Source organism: Staphylococcus cohnii species complex 1663, assembly GCF_041008415.1.
In the GTDB taxonomy this organism is placed as follows: Bacteria; Bacillota; Bacilli; order Staphylococcales; family Staphylococcaceae; genus Staphylococcus; species Staphylococcus ureilyticus.
The window spans coordinates 143,389-162,267 of the sequence record NZ_JBFDVL010000002.1; the positions used below are offsets into that span (position 1 = coordinate 143,389).

21 protein-coding genes are annotated in these 18,879 nt (G+C 31.4%); 3 read left to right on the forward strand and 18 right to left on the reverse strand.

Going from position 1 to position 18,879, the window contains the following annotated elements:
• Positions 1 to 6 precede the first annotated feature (6 nt).
• The 17 genes from brxB to AB1J10_RS02695 form a co-directional block, all read right to left on the reverse strand.
• A complete protein-coding gene (gene brxB, locus AB1J10_RS02615; RefSeq protein ID WP_046208198.1) occupies positions 7 to 444 on the reverse strand; it encodes a bacilliredoxin BrxB in 438 nt (145 codons plus the stop codon).
• Between the two features lie 215 nt (positions 445 to 659).
• Positions 660 to 1,940: a dihydrolipoamide acetyltransferase family protein gene (locus AB1J10_RS02620; protein ID WP_064208924.1), complete on the reverse strand. Its 1,281-nt coding sequence runs from the start codon at positions 1,938 to 1,940 to the stop codon at positions 660 to 662.
• 12 nt (positions 1,941 to 1,952) lie between these two features.
• Positions 1,953 to 2,936: an alpha-ketoacid dehydrogenase subunit beta gene (locus tag AB1J10_RS02625; RefSeq protein WP_046208196.1), complete on the reverse strand. Its 984-nt coding sequence runs from the start codon at positions 2,934 to 2,936 to the stop codon at positions 1,953 to 1,955.
• Positions 2,929 to 3,927, reverse strand: a complete 999-nt coding sequence (locus AB1J10_RS02630; RefSeq protein WP_046208195.1) for a thiamine pyrophosphate-dependent dehydrogenase E1 component subunit alpha — start codon at positions 3,925 to 3,927, stop codon at positions 2,929 to 2,931. Before AB1J10_RS02630 ends, AB1J10_RS02625 begins: the two co-directional genes overlap by 8 nt.
• Before the next feature lie 16 nt (positions 3,928 to 3,943).
• A complete protein-coding gene (gene lpdA, locus AB1J10_RS02635) occupies positions 3,944 to 5,365 on the reverse strand; it encodes a dihydrolipoyl dehydrogenase (protein ID WP_070658613.1) in 1,422 nt (473 codons plus the stop codon).
• Positions 5,366 to 5,857: 492 nt separating this feature from the next.
• Complete coding sequence (locus AB1J10_RS02640) at positions 5,858 to 6,766, reverse strand: phosphate acyltransferase (RefSeq protein WP_064208922.1); 909 nt, start codon at positions 6,764 to 6,766, stop codon at positions 5,858 to 5,860.
• Between the two features lie 73 nt (positions 6,767 to 6,839).
• A complete protein-coding gene (gene recN, locus AB1J10_RS02645) occupies positions 6,840 to 8,519 on the reverse strand; it encodes a DNA repair protein RecN (protein WP_064208921.1) in 1,680 nt (559 codons plus the stop codon).
• Positions 8,520 to 8,539: 20 nt separating this feature from the next.
• Positions 8,540 to 8,992 (reverse strand): transcriptional regulator AhrC/ArgR, encoded by a 453-nt coding sequence (ahrC, locus tag AB1J10_RS02650; protein ID WP_019468379.1) that lies wholly within the window; start codon positions 8,990 to 8,992, stop codon positions 8,540 to 8,542.
• Positions 8,993 to 9,311: 319 nt separating this feature from the next.
• Positions 9,312 to 10,199, reverse strand: coding sequence for a polyprenyl synthetase family protein (locus AB1J10_RS02655; RefSeq protein ID WP_070038260.1), 888 nt, complete (start codon positions 10,197 to 10,199; stop codon positions 9,312 to 9,314).
• Entirely contained in the window at positions 10,186 to 10,431 is a 246-nt protein-coding gene (locus tag AB1J10_RS02660; RefSeq protein ID WP_103161483.1) for an exodeoxyribonuclease VII small subunit, read from the reverse strand. The genes AB1J10_RS02655 and AB1J10_RS02660 overlap by 14 nt, the downstream gene beginning before the upstream one ends.
• Positions 10,421 to 11,761 (reverse strand): exodeoxyribonuclease VII large subunit, encoded by a 1,341-nt coding sequence (gene xseA / locus AB1J10_RS02665; protein WP_070038263.1) that lies wholly within the window; start codon positions 11,759 to 11,761, stop codon positions 10,421 to 10,423. Before xseA ends, AB1J10_RS02660 begins: the two co-directional genes overlap by 11 nt.
• Positions 11,762 to 11,775: 14 nt before the next feature.
• The gene (nusB, locus tag AB1J10_RS02670) at positions 11,776 to 12,162 is read right to left on the reverse strand and encodes a transcription antitermination factor NusB (RefSeq protein ID WP_046208188.1); all 387 of its coding nucleotides are present in this window, start codon (positions 12,160 to 12,162) and stop codon (positions 11,776 to 11,778) included.
• A 112-nt stretch (positions 12,163 to 12,274) separates the two neighbouring features.
• On the reverse strand, positions 12,275 to 12,637 hold the full coding sequence (locus tag AB1J10_RS02675; RefSeq protein ID WP_070658616.1) for an Asp23/Gls24 family envelope stress response protein: 363 nt from the start codon (positions 12,635 to 12,637) through the stop codon (positions 12,275 to 12,277).
• A 21-nt stretch (positions 12,638 to 12,658) separates the two neighbouring features.
• Complete coding sequence (gene accC, locus AB1J10_RS02680; protein WP_107365616.1) at positions 12,659 to 14,008, reverse strand: acetyl-CoA carboxylase biotin carboxylase subunit; 1,350 nt, start codon at positions 14,006 to 14,008, stop codon at positions 12,659 to 12,661.
• Positions 14,008 to 14,481 carry an acetyl-CoA carboxylase biotin carboxyl carrier protein gene (gene accB / locus AB1J10_RS02685; protein WP_073341962.1) on the reverse strand — a complete coding sequence of 158 codons (474 nt, stop codon included), beginning with the start codon at positions 14,479 to 14,481 and terminating at the stop codon, positions 14,008 to 14,010. The genes accC and accB overlap by 1 nt, the downstream gene beginning before the upstream one ends.
• Before the next feature lie 255 nt (positions 14,482 to 14,736).
• Positions 14,737 to 15,294, reverse strand: coding sequence for an elongation factor P (gene efp, locus AB1J10_RS02690; RefSeq protein WP_046208184.1), 558 nt, complete (start codon positions 15,292 to 15,294; stop codon positions 14,737 to 14,739).
• A 27-nt stretch (positions 15,295 to 15,321) separates the two neighbouring features.
• Positions 15,322 to 16,380 carry a M24 family metallopeptidase gene (locus AB1J10_RS02695; protein ID WP_046208183.1) on the reverse strand — a complete coding sequence of 353 codons (1,059 nt, stop codon included), beginning with the start codon at positions 16,378 to 16,380 and terminating at the stop codon, positions 15,322 to 15,324.
• 103 nt (positions 16,381 to 16,483) lie between these two features.
• On the opposite strand from AB1J10_RS02695, the gene AB1J10_RS02700 reads away from it, so the two are divergent.
• On the forward strand, positions 16,484 to 17,065 hold the full coding sequence (locus AB1J10_RS02700) for a hypothetical protein (protein WP_046208182.1): 582 nt from the start codon (positions 16,484 to 16,486) through the stop codon (positions 17,063 to 17,065).
• Positions 17,066 to 17,092: 27 nt separating this feature from the next.
• Complete coding sequence (locus AB1J10_RS02705; protein ID WP_046208181.1) at positions 17,093 to 17,308, forward strand: SA1362 family protein; 216 nt, start codon at positions 17,093 to 17,095, stop codon at positions 17,306 to 17,308.
• A gap of 107 nt (positions 17,309 to 17,415) precedes the next feature.
• Here the strand turns inward: AB1J10_RS02705 and AB1J10_RS02710 are convergent, their stop codons facing one another.
• Entirely contained in the window at positions 17,416 to 18,246 is an 831-nt protein-coding gene (locus AB1J10_RS02710; RefSeq protein WP_046208180.1) for a lipoate--protein ligase family protein, read from the reverse strand.
• A gap of 172 nt (positions 18,247 to 18,418) precedes the next feature.
• On the opposite strand from AB1J10_RS02710, the gene AB1J10_RS02715 reads away from it, so the two are divergent.
• Positions 18,419 to 18,805 (forward strand): rhodanese-like domain-containing protein, encoded by a 387-nt coding sequence (locus tag AB1J10_RS02715; RefSeq protein ID WP_046208179.1) that lies wholly within the window; start codon positions 18,419 to 18,421, stop codon positions 18,803 to 18,805.
• Positions 18,806 to 18,879: the final 74 nt, after the last annotated feature.

Consider the following 18,879-nt stretch of genomic DNA (forward strand, 5'->3'; position numbering starts at 1 on the left):
TAACCTCTATCTTTCATCACAATAAGTATCAAATAAATTTTGTAATTGATTAATAACATCCATCACATCGTGGCCTTCGATTTGATGGCGTTCTATCATTTGTGTGATTTCACCATTTTTTATTAATGCAAATGATGGGCTTGATGGTGCATATCCTTTAAAATAATCTCTTGCTTGTTGAGTTGCTTCTTTATCTTGTCCAGCAAACACTGTTACAAGTCTGTCTGGTAATTTATCATAATGTAATGCATGCGTAGCTGCTGGTCTAGCAATACCACCGGCACAACCACAAACTGAGTTAACCATTACTAGTGATGTGCCTTCTTGATTTAAGACTTTATCAACTTCATCAGCTGTCGTTAATTGTTCATAACCTGCTTCTTCGATTTCATTTCTTGCTTGGCTTACTACATCATTCATATATAAATCAAAATTTAAATCCATATTCAAATCACCTTTCGTTATCAATTTATTAATTTCATTTTACTAATATATAGACAATAGTTCAACATGTGTGTTTAATCTGACAACAAGTTCGTTCATCATGGAACCTTCAGTAATAAAGTTTTTAAAATAAAAAAGTTAGAAATCAAAATAATGAAATTTGATTTCTAACTTACTATTTATCACATTTAATAGTATTTACCGATATTACAAAACTAATAAATGCTTGTGTTTTCTATAGAATATTGCTCGATTCTCGTTTTGACGAAATTCATAAATCTACCTGCTTGCAAGCCATCTAATATACGATGGTCGATAGAAATACATAAATTAACCATATGTCTAATTGCAATCATATCATCAATAACGACAGGTTTTTTGATAATAGATTCAATTTGAAGTATTGCTGCTTCAGGGTGATTGATAATTCCCATAGATGATACTGAACCAAATGTACCAGTATTATTGACTGTAAAAGTACCACCTTGCATATCTTCAGATCTTAATTTTTTATTACGTGCTTTTTGAGCTAAATCATTAATTTCTCTAGCAATGCCTTTTAAAGATTTTTCATCAGCATTTTTGATTACTGGAACATATAATTTCTCTTCATCAGCTACTGCAATTGAAATATTAACATCTTTATGCATTACTATTTCAGAATTTTGCCAGCTGCTATTTAGTAAAGGATATGCTTTTAAGCCTTCTGCTACTGCTTTTACAAAGAATGCAAAATAAGTAAGGTTATAACCTTCATTTTCTTTAAAACTATTTTTATGATAATTTCTTGTTTTAACTAGATTTGTAGCATCTGCCTCTACCATCATCCAAGCATGTGGGATTTCATTAACACTGTTGACCATATTTTCAGCAATTTGCTTACGAACGCCATTTACTGGTATTGCTGAACCCGGAGAGGGTTCATTATATTGCACTTGCTTATTGACTTTAGGTGAGTCTTTAGGCGCGATGATTTCTGAACCTAATTTATGGGTACCTTCTTTGATTGCTTTCTCTATGTCCTTTTTAGTTACTCTTCCTTCAAAGCCAGTTCCTTTAACTTGTGAAAGGTCAATTTGATGTTCAGACGCTAGTTTAAATACTACAGGTGAAAAACGTCCATTATTTTGAGGGCGCTGATCAGCTGCAGCGTTTTCGCTATTGTTTACATTTGAGTTACTCTCTTGAGTTTGTGATGTTTCTTTTACATCTTCAGGTTGGTCATTTGTAGCACCGTTATCGGTATTTTCATCTGATACATCTTCTTCAGTATCTAAGTAACAAATTACTTCACCTACTTCAACTGTTGTACCTTCCTCCACAATAATTTCACGGATTGTACCTGCAAATGATGATGGCACTTCTGCTGTAACTTTATCAGTTATGACTTCACAAAGTGGGTCATATTCTTCTATTTTATCGCCTACTGAAACAAGCCATTGTTCAATTGTTCCTTCATGTACACTTTCACCGAGTTTAGGCATTTTAATTTCCATGGTTGTGCCTCCTTAAAATTCTGCGAGTTCACGCATTTTGTTTTTTATTTTTTCTGGATTTATCATAAACTCATCTTCAAGCGTCGGTGCAAATGGCATTGATGGAACATCTGGCCCGGCAAGTCTCATAATCGGTGCATCAAGGTCAAATAAACAGTTTTCTGAAATAATAGCGGCTACTTCAGAAATAATACTTCCTTCTAAATTATCCTCAGTAACTAATAATATTTTACCTGTTTGTTTCGCGCGTTCAATAATTGTATCTTTATCTAATGGATACACGGTACGTAAATCTACAACTTCAACATTGATGCCTTCTTCCATTAACATATCAGCAGCTTGTATACAATAATTGACACATAAGCCATAGGTAAATACTGTAATGTCATCTCCTTCACGTTTTACATCAGCTTTACCAATTGGCACCGTATAATATGACTCAGGTACTTCTTCTTTTAATAAACGATATGCTTTTTTATGTTCAAAGTATAGGACTGGGTCATTAGATTCGATTGAAGCAAGTAATAGCCCCTTTGCATCATAAGGTGAAGAAGGTATGACTATTGTTAGACCAGGTGTTGATGCAAAAATAGATTCTACACTTTGAGAATGGTATAAAGCGCCATGAATTCCACCGCCAAATGGAGAACGAATGGTTAATGGACAGTGCCAATCATTATTTGAGCGATATCTCATCTTAGCAGCTTCACTCATAATTTGGTTGGTAGCAGGTAAAATGTATTCTGCAAATTGTATTTCTGCCACTGGTCTTTTACCCATCATTGCTGCTCCTATACCAGTTCCCACAATGTTAGATTCAGCTAATGGCGTGTCTAACACACGTGCTTCCCCATATTTTTGTTGTAATCCTAGAGTAACACCAAAGACGCCACCTTTTTTACCTACATCTTCACCCAATACAAAAACATCATTGTCTTTTTCCATTGCTTGGTCTAGACCTTGATGAATCGCTTCTAAATAAGATAATTTAGCCATTATTTAAGCTCCCTTCTTCGTAGACATGTGTGTAAGTTTCTTCTGGTGATGGATAAGGTGCTTTTTCAGCTTCTTTTGTAGCTTGATTAACAATTTCTTTATGTTCTTTTTCTATTTCATCCAACCACTGTTCATCAATAATTCCTTCTTCTAATAAGAAAGATTTGAATTTTTGATTACAATCCAATGATTTTAATCCTTCACGTTCTTCTTGTGAACGATATTTATCATCATCATCAGAAGAATGCGCAGTCAAACGTGTACACATCGCTTCAATTAAAGTTGAACCTTCGCCACTCAATGCACGCTCACGAGCCTCTTTCATAACTTTATATACTGCAATAGGATCATTGCCATCTACTTGTTCACCATGTATACCATATCCAATAGCACGATCAGATAATTTTTCAGCACCATATTGCAATGAGTCAGGTACAGAAATAGCATATTTATTATTTTCTATAACGCAAATAAAAGGTAATTTATGTACACCAGCGAAGTTTAAACCTTCATGGAAATCTCCTTGGTTAGAACTTCCTTCACCTACAGTAGTTATTGCAATATTTTGTTTACTGTCCATTTTTAAAGCTAGTGCAGCACCAACTGCATGTAATATTTGTGTAGCAACTGGTGAACCTTGAGATAGAATTCCTTTTTCTTTTTTACTAAAATGAGATGGCATTTGTTTGCCGCCAGAACTGATATCATCACGTTTACCAAAAGCAGCTAACATTGAATCAAGTGGCGTCATACCTAAATATGTAACAAGTGCAAGATCTCTATAATAAGGTGATGAAATATCCCCTTCTTGCATTGCGAATGCCATACCTATTTGTGTAGCTTCTTGTCCCTGACAGCTTATTACAAAAGGTATTTTACCTGCACGATTAAGTAGCCACATGCGCTCATCAATTTTTCGGCCTAAATCCATCCATTTATACATAGATTTTAATTCAGAAGTATCAAGACCTACTGATTTATAATCAAACATTTTGTATCCTCCTTAATTAAACGTGAATCGATCTATTTTCGACTTTTAATCCTAATTCCATCAGCACTTCTGAAAGTGACGGATGTGCATGTGTAGTTAACCCTAATTCCAATGTTGAACCATTCATAAATTGAAATAATGATAATTCATTAATGAGCTCAGTTACGTGGGGGCCAATCATATTTATACCTAGGACGTTATCGTTTTCTTGATCAATTACAATTTCACAAAAACCATTCAAATTTTTTGTATTTTCAATGACTGCTTTTCCAATTGCCTTAAATGGAACTTTAAATGTTTTTGTTTTGAATCCTTCCTCATTCGCTAATTCTTTATTTTGACCAATACTTGCAACTTCTGGTTGTGTATAGACACATTTTGGCATTTTATTATAGTCTACTGAGATTGGTGTAGCATCAAACATATGCTCAATGGCTGTTATGCCTTCTTTAGATCCAACATGTGCGAGTTGTAATTTACCTATACAATCTCCAGCAGCATAGATATGTTTGTCTTCTGTTTGTTGATATTCATTTACGACTATATGGTCTTTATCCGTCAGTTTTATTTTTGTGTTGTTTAATCCAATATCTGTTGTATTTGGTTTACGACCTATGGCTACTAATAATTTATCAAAAACGAATAATTCTTCCTCGATTTGAATTTCAATACTGTTATCTTTAGTAGAAACATGTTCTTCAGATAGTTGGACATCTACATAAAAATTAACGCCACGTTGTTCTAAATCATTTTGCAACGCTTTTGCTATTGATTTACTTTCAGTAGGCAAAATACGTGGTCCTGCTTCGATAACAGAAACTTCTACACCTAAGTCCACCATTAAAGATGCAAATTCTAAACCAATTACTCCGCCTCCTATGATAGCAAGTGTTTGCGGTAATTTATCTAACTTCAAAATATCATCACTAGATAACACAGTGTTGCCATCAAAAGATAAAAAAGGCAAGGGCATTGGAGATGATCCTGTACAAATTAATACATTATTATTTGGAATTAATTCTGATTCACCATCATCATATTCTACTGAAATAGTGCCACTTTGAGGTGAGAAAATAGATGGACCTAATATTCGTCCGATACCATTAAACACATCTATTTTATTATGTTTCATAAGTTGTTCAACACCGTTAAACATTTGTTGGACTACTTCATTTTTACGCGTTTGCATTCTTGAAAAATTTAACTTAAATGCATCAATATCTACACCAAATTCACTTGAATTTGTAACTGTTCTTAATACTTCAGCGGATTTTAAGAGCGCTTTTGTTGGTATACATCCTTTATGTAGGCAAGTACCTCCTAAAAGTGACTTTTCTACAAGCGCAACTTTTTTACCTAATTGAGATGCTCTTATTGCTGATACATACCCAGCTGTTCCTCCACCTAAAATTACTAGATCATATTTTTCATCTGCCATATTTTTGCTCCTAACTGCAATCTTAGTATTATGTCAAAAATCATATTTAAACATTAAATTCGTATAGTATTTAAAATTCAATCTATAGTTTACAGTTTAATATTTATTTGAAAGAACATTGATAAAAGAATTGTATAGCAAGTTTAAAGTATTTAACAAACTGAATTGTTTAATGTTAATTAATTTAAACATACGAATAAAATCACCTTTGAATTTTAAAAGTGATTTCAATACAAGTTTTGAAATTTACTAAAATAACTCCATTTCACCAATTTTTAAAAACGAATACTTTCAGTAAAATGTTTAAATAATGAAATATGAATAGATACTATTATTACAATAAGTCTTATATAGAAAATCGTTACTTACTTTACATAAACAAGTGCAACAGCAATTAAATTTTCTATTAATTGATATCCTTTACTATCTTACATCAAAATTCAGTATTATAAAATTAATAACCTAAATAATAGTGTAAAAATTCAAATTTATTTAGTGGTTAAATTTATTTTGTGTTTTCAAAGCAAGTAATAAGGAGTTTAACTTATTTTGCTTACTTTCTGCCCTTGACGTGAAGACAATTGGGAATTTTGCGCCGAGTAACAAACTGGAAACAGAAGCATTTCCAAAATGAGTTAAAGATTTTAATAAAGCGCTCCCAACATCTATATTTGAAACGATAAGTGCATCTACATCACCAGCAATATTTGATGTGTAATTTTTTTCAATCGCTCTTTTTTTACTGATTGCATAATCAAATAGAATTGGTCCATCTACTTTTACATATACATCCGAAGTTCGATTGAAAATATTTTTCAATTTTTCAGCATCAATAGATGATGGTATCTTTTTAGACGCATATTCGACTGAAGATAATAATCCAATATTAAATTTATCGTAACCTAATGTATTACTAAGGGTAGTTAAATTTTTAATGATTTGCTTTTTTTCTTCTATCGATGGTGCCACATTATATGCTACATCACTAATCATTAAAGTTTTATGGTAATTAGGTATACTAAAACACGCGACATGGTTTAAAAATCCATATTGGTCTATAAAATTTTTATTGCTTAAAATAAAAGAAATCATTGATGTGGCTTTCATTTTTCCTTTCATTAAAACAGTTACTTTACCCTGCGATAAATCGTCTGCGCATTGCTTAAGTAATTGATAATCACTTGAAAATGTTAGCACATGAATCCTGTTTAAGATTTGAGGTTCTAAATCAAAAGAACGAATGATTTCCGTAGTGTCTTGGGTATCATAAATAAAAATATCTATGTTAGTTAATTTTAAAGCCTTAACTAGTACTGATATCATTTTTTCGTCATTTGCATATAAAACGGCTACATTTCCATTCATTGTTTCACATGGTTCAACTAAATGTTGGAATCGCATAAAATCAACATCCTTCACTGATTATTTATCTAACCCAGCTAGCACTTGTATTAACAATAGTGAATATAGATTTTTATTTTAAATTGTGGTTCTGCTCTATCATTTCTTTCGCATTTTGTCTGGTTAATTCTGTCACAGTAGCACCAGAAATCATTCTTGCTACTTCATCAATACGTTCTTCTCCAGTCAATTCTTTAACTTGTGTTGTTGTTCGTTCATCATTAGAATTTTTACTAATAAATAAATGGTGGTCACTCATGGACGCAACTTGTGGTAGATGTGATATACATATCACTTGTATGTGTTCAGCCAATCCTTTCATTTTCTCTGCCATCTTTTGAGCAGCTTTACCAGATACACCAGAATCTACTTCATCAAATAAAATTGCTGTCTGGCCTCTTGTTTTTACAAAGATAGTTTTTAGCGCTAACATAATTCTTGATAATTCTCCTCCAGAAGCAATTTTATTTAAGCTCTTTAAGGGTTCGCCTTTATTTGGACTGATTAAAAATTCCACAAATTCTATTCCTTCTCGGTTCGGTTTATCTAAAGGTTTAAATGAAATTTCTAAATTAGCATCATTCATCTGAAGGTTTTGAATTTCATCTACAATGTGATTACGCAATGTTTGTGCAACATTTCTTCTTTCTTGCGATAACTTTTCTCCTAATTCCATAACATTTTTATATAAATCATCGATTTCTTGACGTAATTGAGCAGTACTTTCTTCATAATTTTCAATCTTATTAATTTCGTCAGCCATTTTATCTTGATACATAATTAGTTCATTAACATCTTTACCATATTTACGTTTTAAACTATTTAATAAATTCATTCTAGATTCTAATTCATTTAAATATTGTTCATCAAATTCTGTATTCGTTAAATCATCGTACAATTGATGTTTAGCATCCTCAAGCGTGTAATAAAATTGGTCGACATCTTCTTTTAGTTCATCATATTTATCAGGTAAAATTTCACTAATTGATTGTAACTGATTACTCAATTCGTATAAACGATCTGTAATGGCATGCTCATCTGTCAACGTGACGTGTGCATTGTTTAAGGCTAAACTGAGACTTTCTGAATTTTGAATACGTTTGATATCGCTCTCAAGTTGAGGGACTTCGTTTTCAATAAGATTCGCTTCTTGTAATTCTTCATATTGAAATTTTAACAAGTCTAACCGTTGTAATAACGCTTGATCGGCTGACTCTAAATCTGCTAATTCTTTTTTCTTAGCGCTGTATTTATCAAAAGTATCAACATACGATTCAAGCAGTGATTTATATGTATTTTCGGCATAATTATCTAATAAATGTAAATGATATTTTTGCTTTAATAATGTTTGTGTTTCATGTTGCCCATGTATATCTAATAATTCTTGCATTATTTTTCTCAAATCTTGTAAAGTAACTGTTTGATTATTAACTCTACAAATACTCTTACCTGAGCTAAATATTTCCCTTTTTACTAATAAAAAGTCTTCATCGATATCGATAGATAAATCATGAAGTATTGAAATGGCTTCTTTACTATTATCTATATCAAAAATTCCTTCAATAACAGCTTTTTTTTCACCATGTCTCACATAGTTTGATGAAGCACGCATACCAATTAACTGACCAATCGCGTCTATAATAATTGATTTACCAGCACCAGTTTCGCCACTCAAAACAGTTAAGCCATCACCAAAGTTTACTTCTAATTCATCTATAATAGCGAATTGTTTAATTGATAAGGTTTGTAGCATTTATAATCACTTCCTTATACTTATAATAAATTAAAGATACGTGTTTTAATTTTTTCGCTGGCTGATTCATCTCTGCATATAATTAAACATGTATCATCACCACAAATTGTGCCCAACACTTCATCCCAGTCTATTTGATCTAAAATTGCCCCAATTGATTGAGCGTTACCAGGTAAGGTCTTAAGTACTAAAAGGTTTCCAGTACCATCAATATTTACAAATGAATCCATTAAATAACGACCAAGTTTTTCTAAAGGATGATATTTTCTGTCATTAGGTAAACTATAAACATATTGACCAGAAGGTGTAGGGACCTTTATTAACTGTAATTCTTTAATGTCGCGAGAAACAGTTGCTTGGGTAACATTTAACTCATATTCATTTAAACGCTTTACCAGTTCATCTTGGGTTTCAATTTTTTCATTAGATATAATTTCTCTTATTTTAATATGTCTTACTGATTTTTTTGCCATGTATAGCACCTCTGTAAACGAATATTTATACAATGATTTTAACACATGGACAATGATACTACTACTAAAGTTAATTTAACAGAAATACTTTTATTGACTGTTGTGTATACTGCCTGTCTATTTTCGAAGTGAATTAAAAATAAGCCATAATTAAATTTTGAATCACTTATACCGATACCATTTTAGTAACAAATGAATATTTATTTATAAAATTATAAATTTTTATAAATAAAAAATCACGCTACGAAAAGTAGCATGATTTAGCATAATTTAATGGTAGAAATTTTATAAAATCTGTAAAAACAGAATCTACGTCTGATTATGATTCTCTATAATTGAATAATTCTACGATATATTTTAGATTACTTGTGTCATATTGTTCAGGTAAACGAGCTAAACACGCATATGCAGATTCAGTATGTGATTTCAGCTTATCTTCTGCCCCGTTTTGACCTAATAATGAGACGTAAGTACTTTTATCATTTTCAAGATCACTACCTGTAGATTTACCTAGTTTCGCTTCGTCTCCATAAATATCTAATAAATCATCTTTTATTTGGAACATTAATCCTAAATGTTCACTAAATTTTTCTAATAAATTAGCTACACTTAGTTCAGCCTCGGCAATATCAACAGCTGCCATTACTGCAAATTTTAATAAAGCACCTGTCTTAGCTTGATGGATATGTTCTAAAGTATTTAGGTCTACCGCAGATCCTTCACCTTCACTTTGCATATCGAGTGTTTGACCACCTACCATACCTAAATGTCCACTTGCAGATGATAAGCGTTTAATCAGTTTTATTTTGGTATTATCTTTCAGCTTGTCGTCGTTAACAATGATATCAAATGCTTTAGTGAGTAATGCATCACCAGCTAGTATTGCTTTCCATTCACCGTAGACTTTATGATTTGTCAATTTACCTCTTCGATAATCATCATCATCCATTGCAGGCAAATCATCATGAATAAGAGAATACGTATGTACCATTTCTAATCCAAGTGCTGAAGCGTAACCAAGTTTATAATCCGATGCTAGCATTTCCAATGTTAATAAAAGTAAAACAGGTCTAATTCTTTTGCCGCCTGCTTCTAACGAATATCTCATGCTATGTTCTAAATCTGTATTCAGTGATGAATTCGGAATTGAATTTTGTAATAATTCATTTATTTCGTCAGTTAAATTGTCTATTTTATGATTCATCATGATTTTCTTCCTTTTCAGTTTCTTCATCGCCTTCAACATTTTCTTCAGACATCAGTTCATTAACTTTTTTTTCAGCATTTTTCAATGTTTCATCACAATTTGCTGATAATGTCATACCTCTTTGGTATAAGTTTAAAGATTCTTCTAAAGAAACATTTTCATTATCTAGTTTTTGAACTATACTTTCTAATTCTTTCATCATTTCTTCAAAACTTTGTGATTTATTCGTCATCATTACACCTTACTTTCATAACTTGTGCATCAACAGAACCGTCTTTCATCGTTAATACAATATTATCATTTTCAGCTAGATCGCTAGTACTAGTAACTATTTTATCTTGTTTGTTCACAATCGTATAACCACGTAACATTGTATTGGTTGGACTAAGATTATTCAAATTCTCTATTTTATTAGTTAAATTATTTCTTTGTTTTACAATAAGATGATTCATTAATTTTACAAGATTAGTTTGTTTTTGATTGATAGTTGTTTGTTCTCTTTGAATATTTTGTTTGAAATGTTTTAAGTTGAAACTTTGTTTTATTAACTCTAGCTTTTGCTTATGTTGATTAACTTTAAAAGTAATAGCTAAATTAAGCTGTTTCTCTAAGTCATCCCGTTTTTGAATCTGTTGATCATATAACAAGGTTGGTGTTTTAAATTTGTAATATGAAGCAACGTGTTCTAAATACTGCTTTTGATGTTGAATCTGTTGTTTCATAAACCTGGTTAAAGAAAGTTTTTGTTGTTGAATATATTGCCTCAATTCATATTGATCAGGTGTTGCCATCACTGCTGCTTGTGTAGGTGTAGCAGCACGTGCATCTGCTACAAAATCACTAAGCGTAAAGTCTGTTTCGTGGCCTACTGCTGATATGATTGGCGTTTCACACGCATAAATCGCTTTGACAACATCTTCTTCGTTGAAGTTCCATAAATCTTCTATAGAACCACCACCACGACCAATGATTATAGTATCTACATTTAAATCATCAGCTTGTTTTATTTTTTCAATGATATCATACTTAGCCTGCTCACCTTGTACTAAAGTGTTGATTTGTATTTGTTCAACTAAAGGATATCGACTATTAATAGTAGTATGGATATCTCTAATCGCTGCACCCGTGCCTGCAGTCAGCACAGCGATTTTTTTAGGAAACTTAGGAATAATCTTTTTATGGTTTTGATCAAAATAACCATCTTTAGTTAATTTCTTTTTTAACTGTTCTAATTTTTGATATAAATTACCAATACCATCTATATGCATTTTATTAACATAAATTTGATAATTACCACGTCTTTCATATACAGAAACACGTGCTTCTAACAACACTTCATCTCCCTCTTTAGGGTCGAAGTCAATTTTCGAAGCATTTCCTTTAAACATCATTGCACTGATGACACTATTTTTATCTTTAACATTAAAATAGAGATGACCGCTACTATGTTTTTTAAAGTTAGAAAGTTCACCTTTAAGCAAGACAGTCTGTAAGTGCGGATCTTGATCAAATTTATATTTAATATATTTAGTTAAAGCTGAAACGCTTAAATAATCTGACATATTATATCACTCTTTTACTCAATATTACTCAACACACCATTGATAAACTTATAATGTTCATCATCACTGAATTGTTTTGCTAATTCAACCGCTTCATTGATAATTACTTTTTGTGGCGTTTCGCTATTTAGTAATTCATAAGTTGACATTCTTAAAATAATTCGGTCAGATTTCAATAATCTATCTATTGTCCAATCTTTTAAATGTGGTGCAATTTTATTATCTAATACAGATTCATGATCTTTTACGCCTGTAACTAGCCAATTAATAAAATCAAACTCTAAATCAGGATTATCATCTTTAATAAAACTAATTGCTTCATCAATCGTTAAATCACTATTTTTCATTTCTAATTGAAATAGTGTTTGAAAGGCTTGTGTTCTTGATTCTTTTCGACTCATTATAAACTCCTTTTAGCATTGTACGCTTTATGACTAATATAAAATAGAATTTTGTTAATCTCTTGATTATAGAACTCAGTTTTATGACCGCATTAAAGTCAAAGTGCTATATTTAATTTGTAGATACGATATGTGTAATGTGAACATTAATTTGACTTGGTATGATCGTTGTCATCGTAGATATTGAATTGTATATGGCATTTTGTATTTTTCTTGCTGTTTCTGAGATATTAATATCATATGAAAATGAGCAATATACATCAATATGAATACCATCATCTTTAGTATCTACTTTAATACCACGTGCCAATTGTTTTTTTGTAACTTTCTCAACACTTAAGTCCTTTATTTCTTTAAAGTGACCTTCTAAGCCTTTTACTTCTGAGGTTGCTATACTTGCAATAACAGTCAAAACCTCAGGTGCAATTTCTATTTTTCCTAAATTGGAATGTGATGATTCTGTTACTTTGACCATTTCACAAACCTCCTATTTAGTTTATTCATCCATTATGTTATAAGTTTCTAAGAAATTAGTATTAAATTCACCACTTCTAAATATATCGTTATTTAGTAGGCGAATATGAAATGGAATTGTAGTGTCAATGCCTAATACTAAATATTCACCTAACGCTCTCAATCCTGTCATAATCGCTTCATCTCTTGATGGTTCATGAACAATTAATTTTGCTACCATAGAATCATAGTATGGAGGGATTGTATAATTAGTATAACATGCTGATTCAATTCTTACGCCAAAACCACCCGGTGCTAGATATTGTGTAATTTTACCTGGTGAAGGCATAAAGTTTTTATAAGGATTTTCAGCGTTAATTCTAAATTCAATTGCATGTCCTTTGATTTCAATATCTTTTTGTGTGAATGGTAACTTTTCACCCATCGCTACTTTAAGTTGTAGTTTTACTAAATCAATACCAGTTACCATTTCTGTAACTGGATGTTCTACCTGAATACGTGTATTCATTTCCATAAAATAAAATTCATGCGTGTTCAAATCATAAATAAATTCAATTGTTCCAGCGTTTTCATAATTTACAGCTTTTGCTGCTCTTACTGCTGCATTACCCATTTCTTGCCGTTTAGCATCGTTTAAGATTGGTGACGGTGCTTCTTCTACAAGTTTTTGCATACGTCTTTGTATGGTACAATCACGCTCACCTAGATGGATGACATTACCATAACTGTCTCCAATTACTTGTATTTCGATATGTCTAAAGTTTTCAATAAATTTTTCAAGATATAATCCATTGTTACCAAAAGCAGTTTCTGCTTCTTGTTGAGTCATTTTGAAGCCAGTTTCCAATTCTTTTTCATCACGTGCAACACGTATACCTTTGCCACCACCGCCTGCAGTAGCTTTGATAATGACTGGATATCCTATATCTTTTGCAATTTTCTTCGCTTCTTTAATATCTTTAACTAACCCTTCACTTCCAGGAACTACAGGAACCTCAGCGCGTTTCATTTCTTCTTTAGCGACATCTTTGATACCCATTTTTTTTATGGACTCATAACTTGGGCCAATAAATTTAAGTTGACATGCTTCACAAAGTTCAGCAAAATCACCGTTTTCTGCTAGAAAACCATATCCAGGGTGAACCCCATCACATCCTGTTGAAGTCGCGATAGATAAAATATTAGGGATATTTAGGTAAGAATCTTTAGATTGAGTGGGACCGACACAATATGCTTCATCAGCAATTTGAGTATGTAATGCGTCTTTGTCTCCTTCAGAATATATTGCCACAGTTTGTAAACCTAAATCGTGACAGGCTCGAATAATTCTTACAGCAATTTCCCCTCTATTTGCAATTAAAATTTTATTCATTATTTCACCTTAAATAACGGTTGGCCATACTCTACCATTTGACCGTCTTCTACTAGTATTTCAGTAATTTCCCCTGTGACTTCTGCTTGTATTTCATTAAATAGTTTCATAGCTTCCAAAATACATACTGTTGATTCGTTTGAAACAGAATCTCCTATTTGAACATATGGACTTTCCTCTGGTGAAGGTGATTTATAAAATGTGCCAACCATTGGTGCATTGATTGTTTTTAAATTGTCATTTTCTTGGGAAGAACTTGTATCATCAGAACTTTGTGTATCAAGTTGATTTGAAACAGCTGGTTGTTGTGGTGCAATCTGTTGCATCGGTTGTTGTGAAACTTGAGGTGTGATAATCTCAGTTTCTTTTTCTTTTTTTAAGTTAACTATATTCCCTTTATCTTCTATATTTATTTCAGTCAAGCTAGATTGATCAAGAATTTCAATTAATTCTTTAATTTCTTTAAAATTCATAAATACTGACTCCTTCAGATTGTTTTCATTTACCTAGTTTATTTTACTTTAGTGAAATGTTCAATTCAAGCATATACATATTTTCTATTATAACTCATTAACTTTTATAGTTAATCAATAATTAACTATAGTTTTGTGTCAAAATAATTTTCCGTCCTTACGCAAATAATAAAAGCCCTTCCATTTAAAGTAAGTGGAAAGGCTTCTAAAATAATTTGCAAATGCTGTCATCAAGTGGTGAGTGTCACTGATGAATTAAGCTCTTGACACGTAACTTCCATCGCTTGTGTTAATTACTAAAGTATCTCCTTCATTAACAAATAATGGTACATTTAGTGTATAACCTGTTTCAACAGTCGCAGATTTTGTTGCACCAGTAGCAGTATCACCTTTAATACCTGGTTCTGTTTCTGTTACTGTAAGCTCAACGTTTTTTGGCAATTCAATACCTAAAGTTTCATTTTCATAACTTTGAATTTGAACTTCCATATTTGCTTTTAAGAAATTTAATTCATGTTCTAAGTAATCAGCAGGTAATTCAATTTGATCAAATGTTTGGTTATCCATGAAAACATGTGTATCACCATCGGCGTATAAATATTGCATGCGACGATTTTCAATCATAGCAGTTTCAACTTTTTCTCCGCCTCTAAATGTCTTCTCTTGGATCGCACCTGTTCTTAAGTTACGTAATTTTGAACGTACAAATGCAGCACCTTTTCCTGGTTTTACGTGTTGGAAATCTAAAACTTTCCAAATACCATTATCTACAGAAATTGTTAAACCTGTTTTAAAATCATTAACCGAAATCATTCAGTTTCCTCCTTAATATAAGGTCTTCTATAAAATAATAAGGTCTTTAGACGATTTAGTAAAGCGTTCGCAACCATTTTCGGTAATTAATATATCATCTTCAATACGTACGCCACCAATTCCATCTAAATATATACCGGGTTCAATTGTAACACAATTATTTAATTCTAATGGAGATTCAGATTTTTTAGATAAATTTGGACCTTCATGTACGTCTAATCCTATACCATGCCCTAATGAATGGCCAAAAGCCTCACCGTATCCTTTTTCGGTAATATAATCTCTTGCTACTGCATCAAGTTCTCTACCAGTCATTCCTTGTTTAGCTGCTTCAATTCCTTTTAAATTTGCTTGTAATACAATGTTATATATTTCTTTTAATTGAGCATCTGGTTCGCCAATAGCAAAAGTACGGGTAATATCTGAGGCATATCCATTGTAATAAGCTCCATAATCCAAGGTAATTAATTCTCCTTGATTGATGACTTTATCACTTGCTACACCATGTGGAAGTGCTCCTCTCACTCCAGAAGCAACAATAGTATTAAAAGATGGTCCTTCTGAACCTAATTCGAGCATTTTACTTTCTAATTTTGCTTTTAACTCAAGTTCTGTCATTCCAGCTTTAGCAACTGTTAAAATATACTCATAAGCATCATCAACAATTTGAGCAGCTTTTTGAATATTTGCTATTTCTTGTTCATCCTTGACTTCTCTTATTCTCTCAATTAAACCAGAAATACTTATTAAACTGATATATGATTTACTTAATTGTAAATAAGTATCATAGCTTACTAAATTACCTTCAAAGCCAACATTTTGTACATTTAAGTCTTCTAGTGTGGATTTTATAGATTCTATCAGTTGTCCCTGTTGCTTAATCACTTTAAAACCAGCAGCTTGATCAGTTGCTTGCTCTATGTATCTAAAATCAGTAAGCAATAGTTTTTCGCTATTTGTAATAATCAATGCACCACTGGTTCCAGTAAATCCAGATAAGTATCTTCTATTATAATCAGATAAAACGATAATTGCTTCCAAATGTTTTGTCTTTAGAGCAGATTTTAACTTTTCAATTCTATTCAACAGTAATCACCCTATTCAATAAATTTGTACATTTCCAATATATACATTAAAATGATAGCATAATTAGTGTACAAATTTATAGTTTTTGAATTAGGAGAGAGTTATGAAGAAAAAATTATTCGCTATTTTATGCGCTTCGTGTTTACTCGCCGGATGTGGAAGCCAAAATTTAGGCCCATTAGAAGAGAAAACAACAAAATTACGTGACGAAAATCATAAATTAAAAAGTGATATACAAGACTTAAAACTTGAAATAAAAGAAGAAAAAACAAATATTACTGCATTAGAAAAAGATAAAAATAATATCAAGAATGCGAAAAGTAATAAAAAGAAATTAAATCATATTAAGGCGTCTTCTGAATATTATCAAGATGTCGCAAAAGCAATTGGTGATTATAATGATATTGAAGACGAAGTCTCAAAAAATAAGCAGAGCGAAAAAGTTCAAAATAAATTAACCGATATTACTAATAAAATTGATAGTGCATTTACTACATATAAAAGTAAAATTGATAAAGATAAAATGAATGACGAAGATAAGAAGAAACATAAAAATATTACTAAATTAAACAAGTCATTAGATTCTGCCATGAGTGATATAAGGGATGGTTATAACGAGAAAGATAAGAAAAAACTTAATAAAGGGCAAACTACTTTATCAAAAGTGAGCATAAGCAATGAGTAATGTGACATATAAATAGGAGTGTGTATTTTGAAACAAGCAATATTTTATATCGTAATCGCAATTGCATTAGTTGGTTTAATACTTAACTTAGATGCGTTCTTATTTAGTTTTGTAAGAATGGCTATCAGTTTAGCAATTTTTGCAGGTATCATTTATTTAATTTATTATTTTTTCTTTTTAACAGAAGATCAAAGAAAGTATAAACGTGCCCAAAGAAAATATAGAAAAAGGCATAAAAAATAATAAAAATTAGGTTCTGAATATTTAACATTATTGAATAAATTAAAACATTTACCCAACAATTAAATTCAAAAATTGTTGGGTAAATGCTTTTTTTATAGCGAATTTAATTATTTTCTATAAGTCCATTCTGATGATTGGTACTTATTAATTAATGCGTCAACTTCTGCGTTTTGCTGAGCAGTCAATTCTAAAGGTTTTAAATTGATATTTAATCCTTTTTTGAATCCACTTTCGAATGCTTGTTCCATTTCATCTAAAGTGATGTAGCGATCAGATATATCATTAATTGCTACTGCTTTATCGACAAAAGCTTGCTTCATTTTCTCTTTCAAACGGTCATTTTTAAATATAAACATATCAAATAAATCATCAATATCTATATCTTGTAACAATGAACCATGCTGCAGAATCACACCCTTTTGTCTCATTTGCGCACTACCTGCAATTTTGCGTCCTTCTACGACTAATTCATACCAACTGGAAGCATCAAAACAAACCGCACTTCTTGGTTGTTTTAATTTAGACCGTTCTTCTTTAGTTCGTGGGATAGCAAATGAAGCATTAAAACCTAATGTTTTGAATCCTTCAAGTAGCCCTTCAGAAATGACCCTATATGCTTCTGTAACTGTTTTGGGCATGTTTGGATGTGATTCCGGTACAATAACACTATAAGTTAATTCTTTGTCATGCAAGACACCTCTGCCACCTGTTTGTCTTCTAACAAGGCCATAACCTTTATCTTTCACCTTGTCTATATCAATTTCTTTCGTTAATCTTTGAAAGTAACCAACTGAAAGTGTAGCTGGATCCCATGTATAAAATCTAATTACTGGATCAATTTCACCTCTAGATACAAAATTTAATAACGCTTCATCCATTGCCATATTATAAAATGGATCATTACTACCTGTATTAATAAAATGCCATGTTTCAGTCACAATCAAAACTCCATTCATTAAAATTAAATTGTGATAACATCTAATTTGTGTTATCGTTTTCAATAATTGTACAAAAATGTCAGTTTACGTAATTATCATGATAAAAATATTTTGATAATTTGTGCTAACAGTCTTATAATATATAATATCGGTTAATTAGGGAGGATGCAAGATGAGTAATTTTTGGTTTATAGCTTTAGCAATTTTAATAATAATCATCGCATATATGTTGTTCAATAGATATTTGAACAAAAAAGCGGTAACAGAATTAAACCAAAATGAATTCCATAATGGTTTGCGAAAAGCTCAAGTGATTGATGTAAGAGAAAAAGTAGATTATGATTATGGTCATATTAATGGTGCCCGTAACATCCCAATCACAATGTTTAAGCAAAGATATCAAGGCTTGAGAACAGATCAACCTATCTATCTTTGTGATGCGAATGGTATTGCCAGTTATCGTGCCGCTAGAATCTTAAAAAAGAATGGTTATAAAGATATATTCATGCTTAAAGGCGGATATAAAAAATGGACTGGTAAAATCAAATCAAAAAAATAAATGAATAAGTTAACATTTTAAAATTGGGCTGTTAGTTAAATAACTAGTAGCTCAATTTTTTATATAATTAAAAA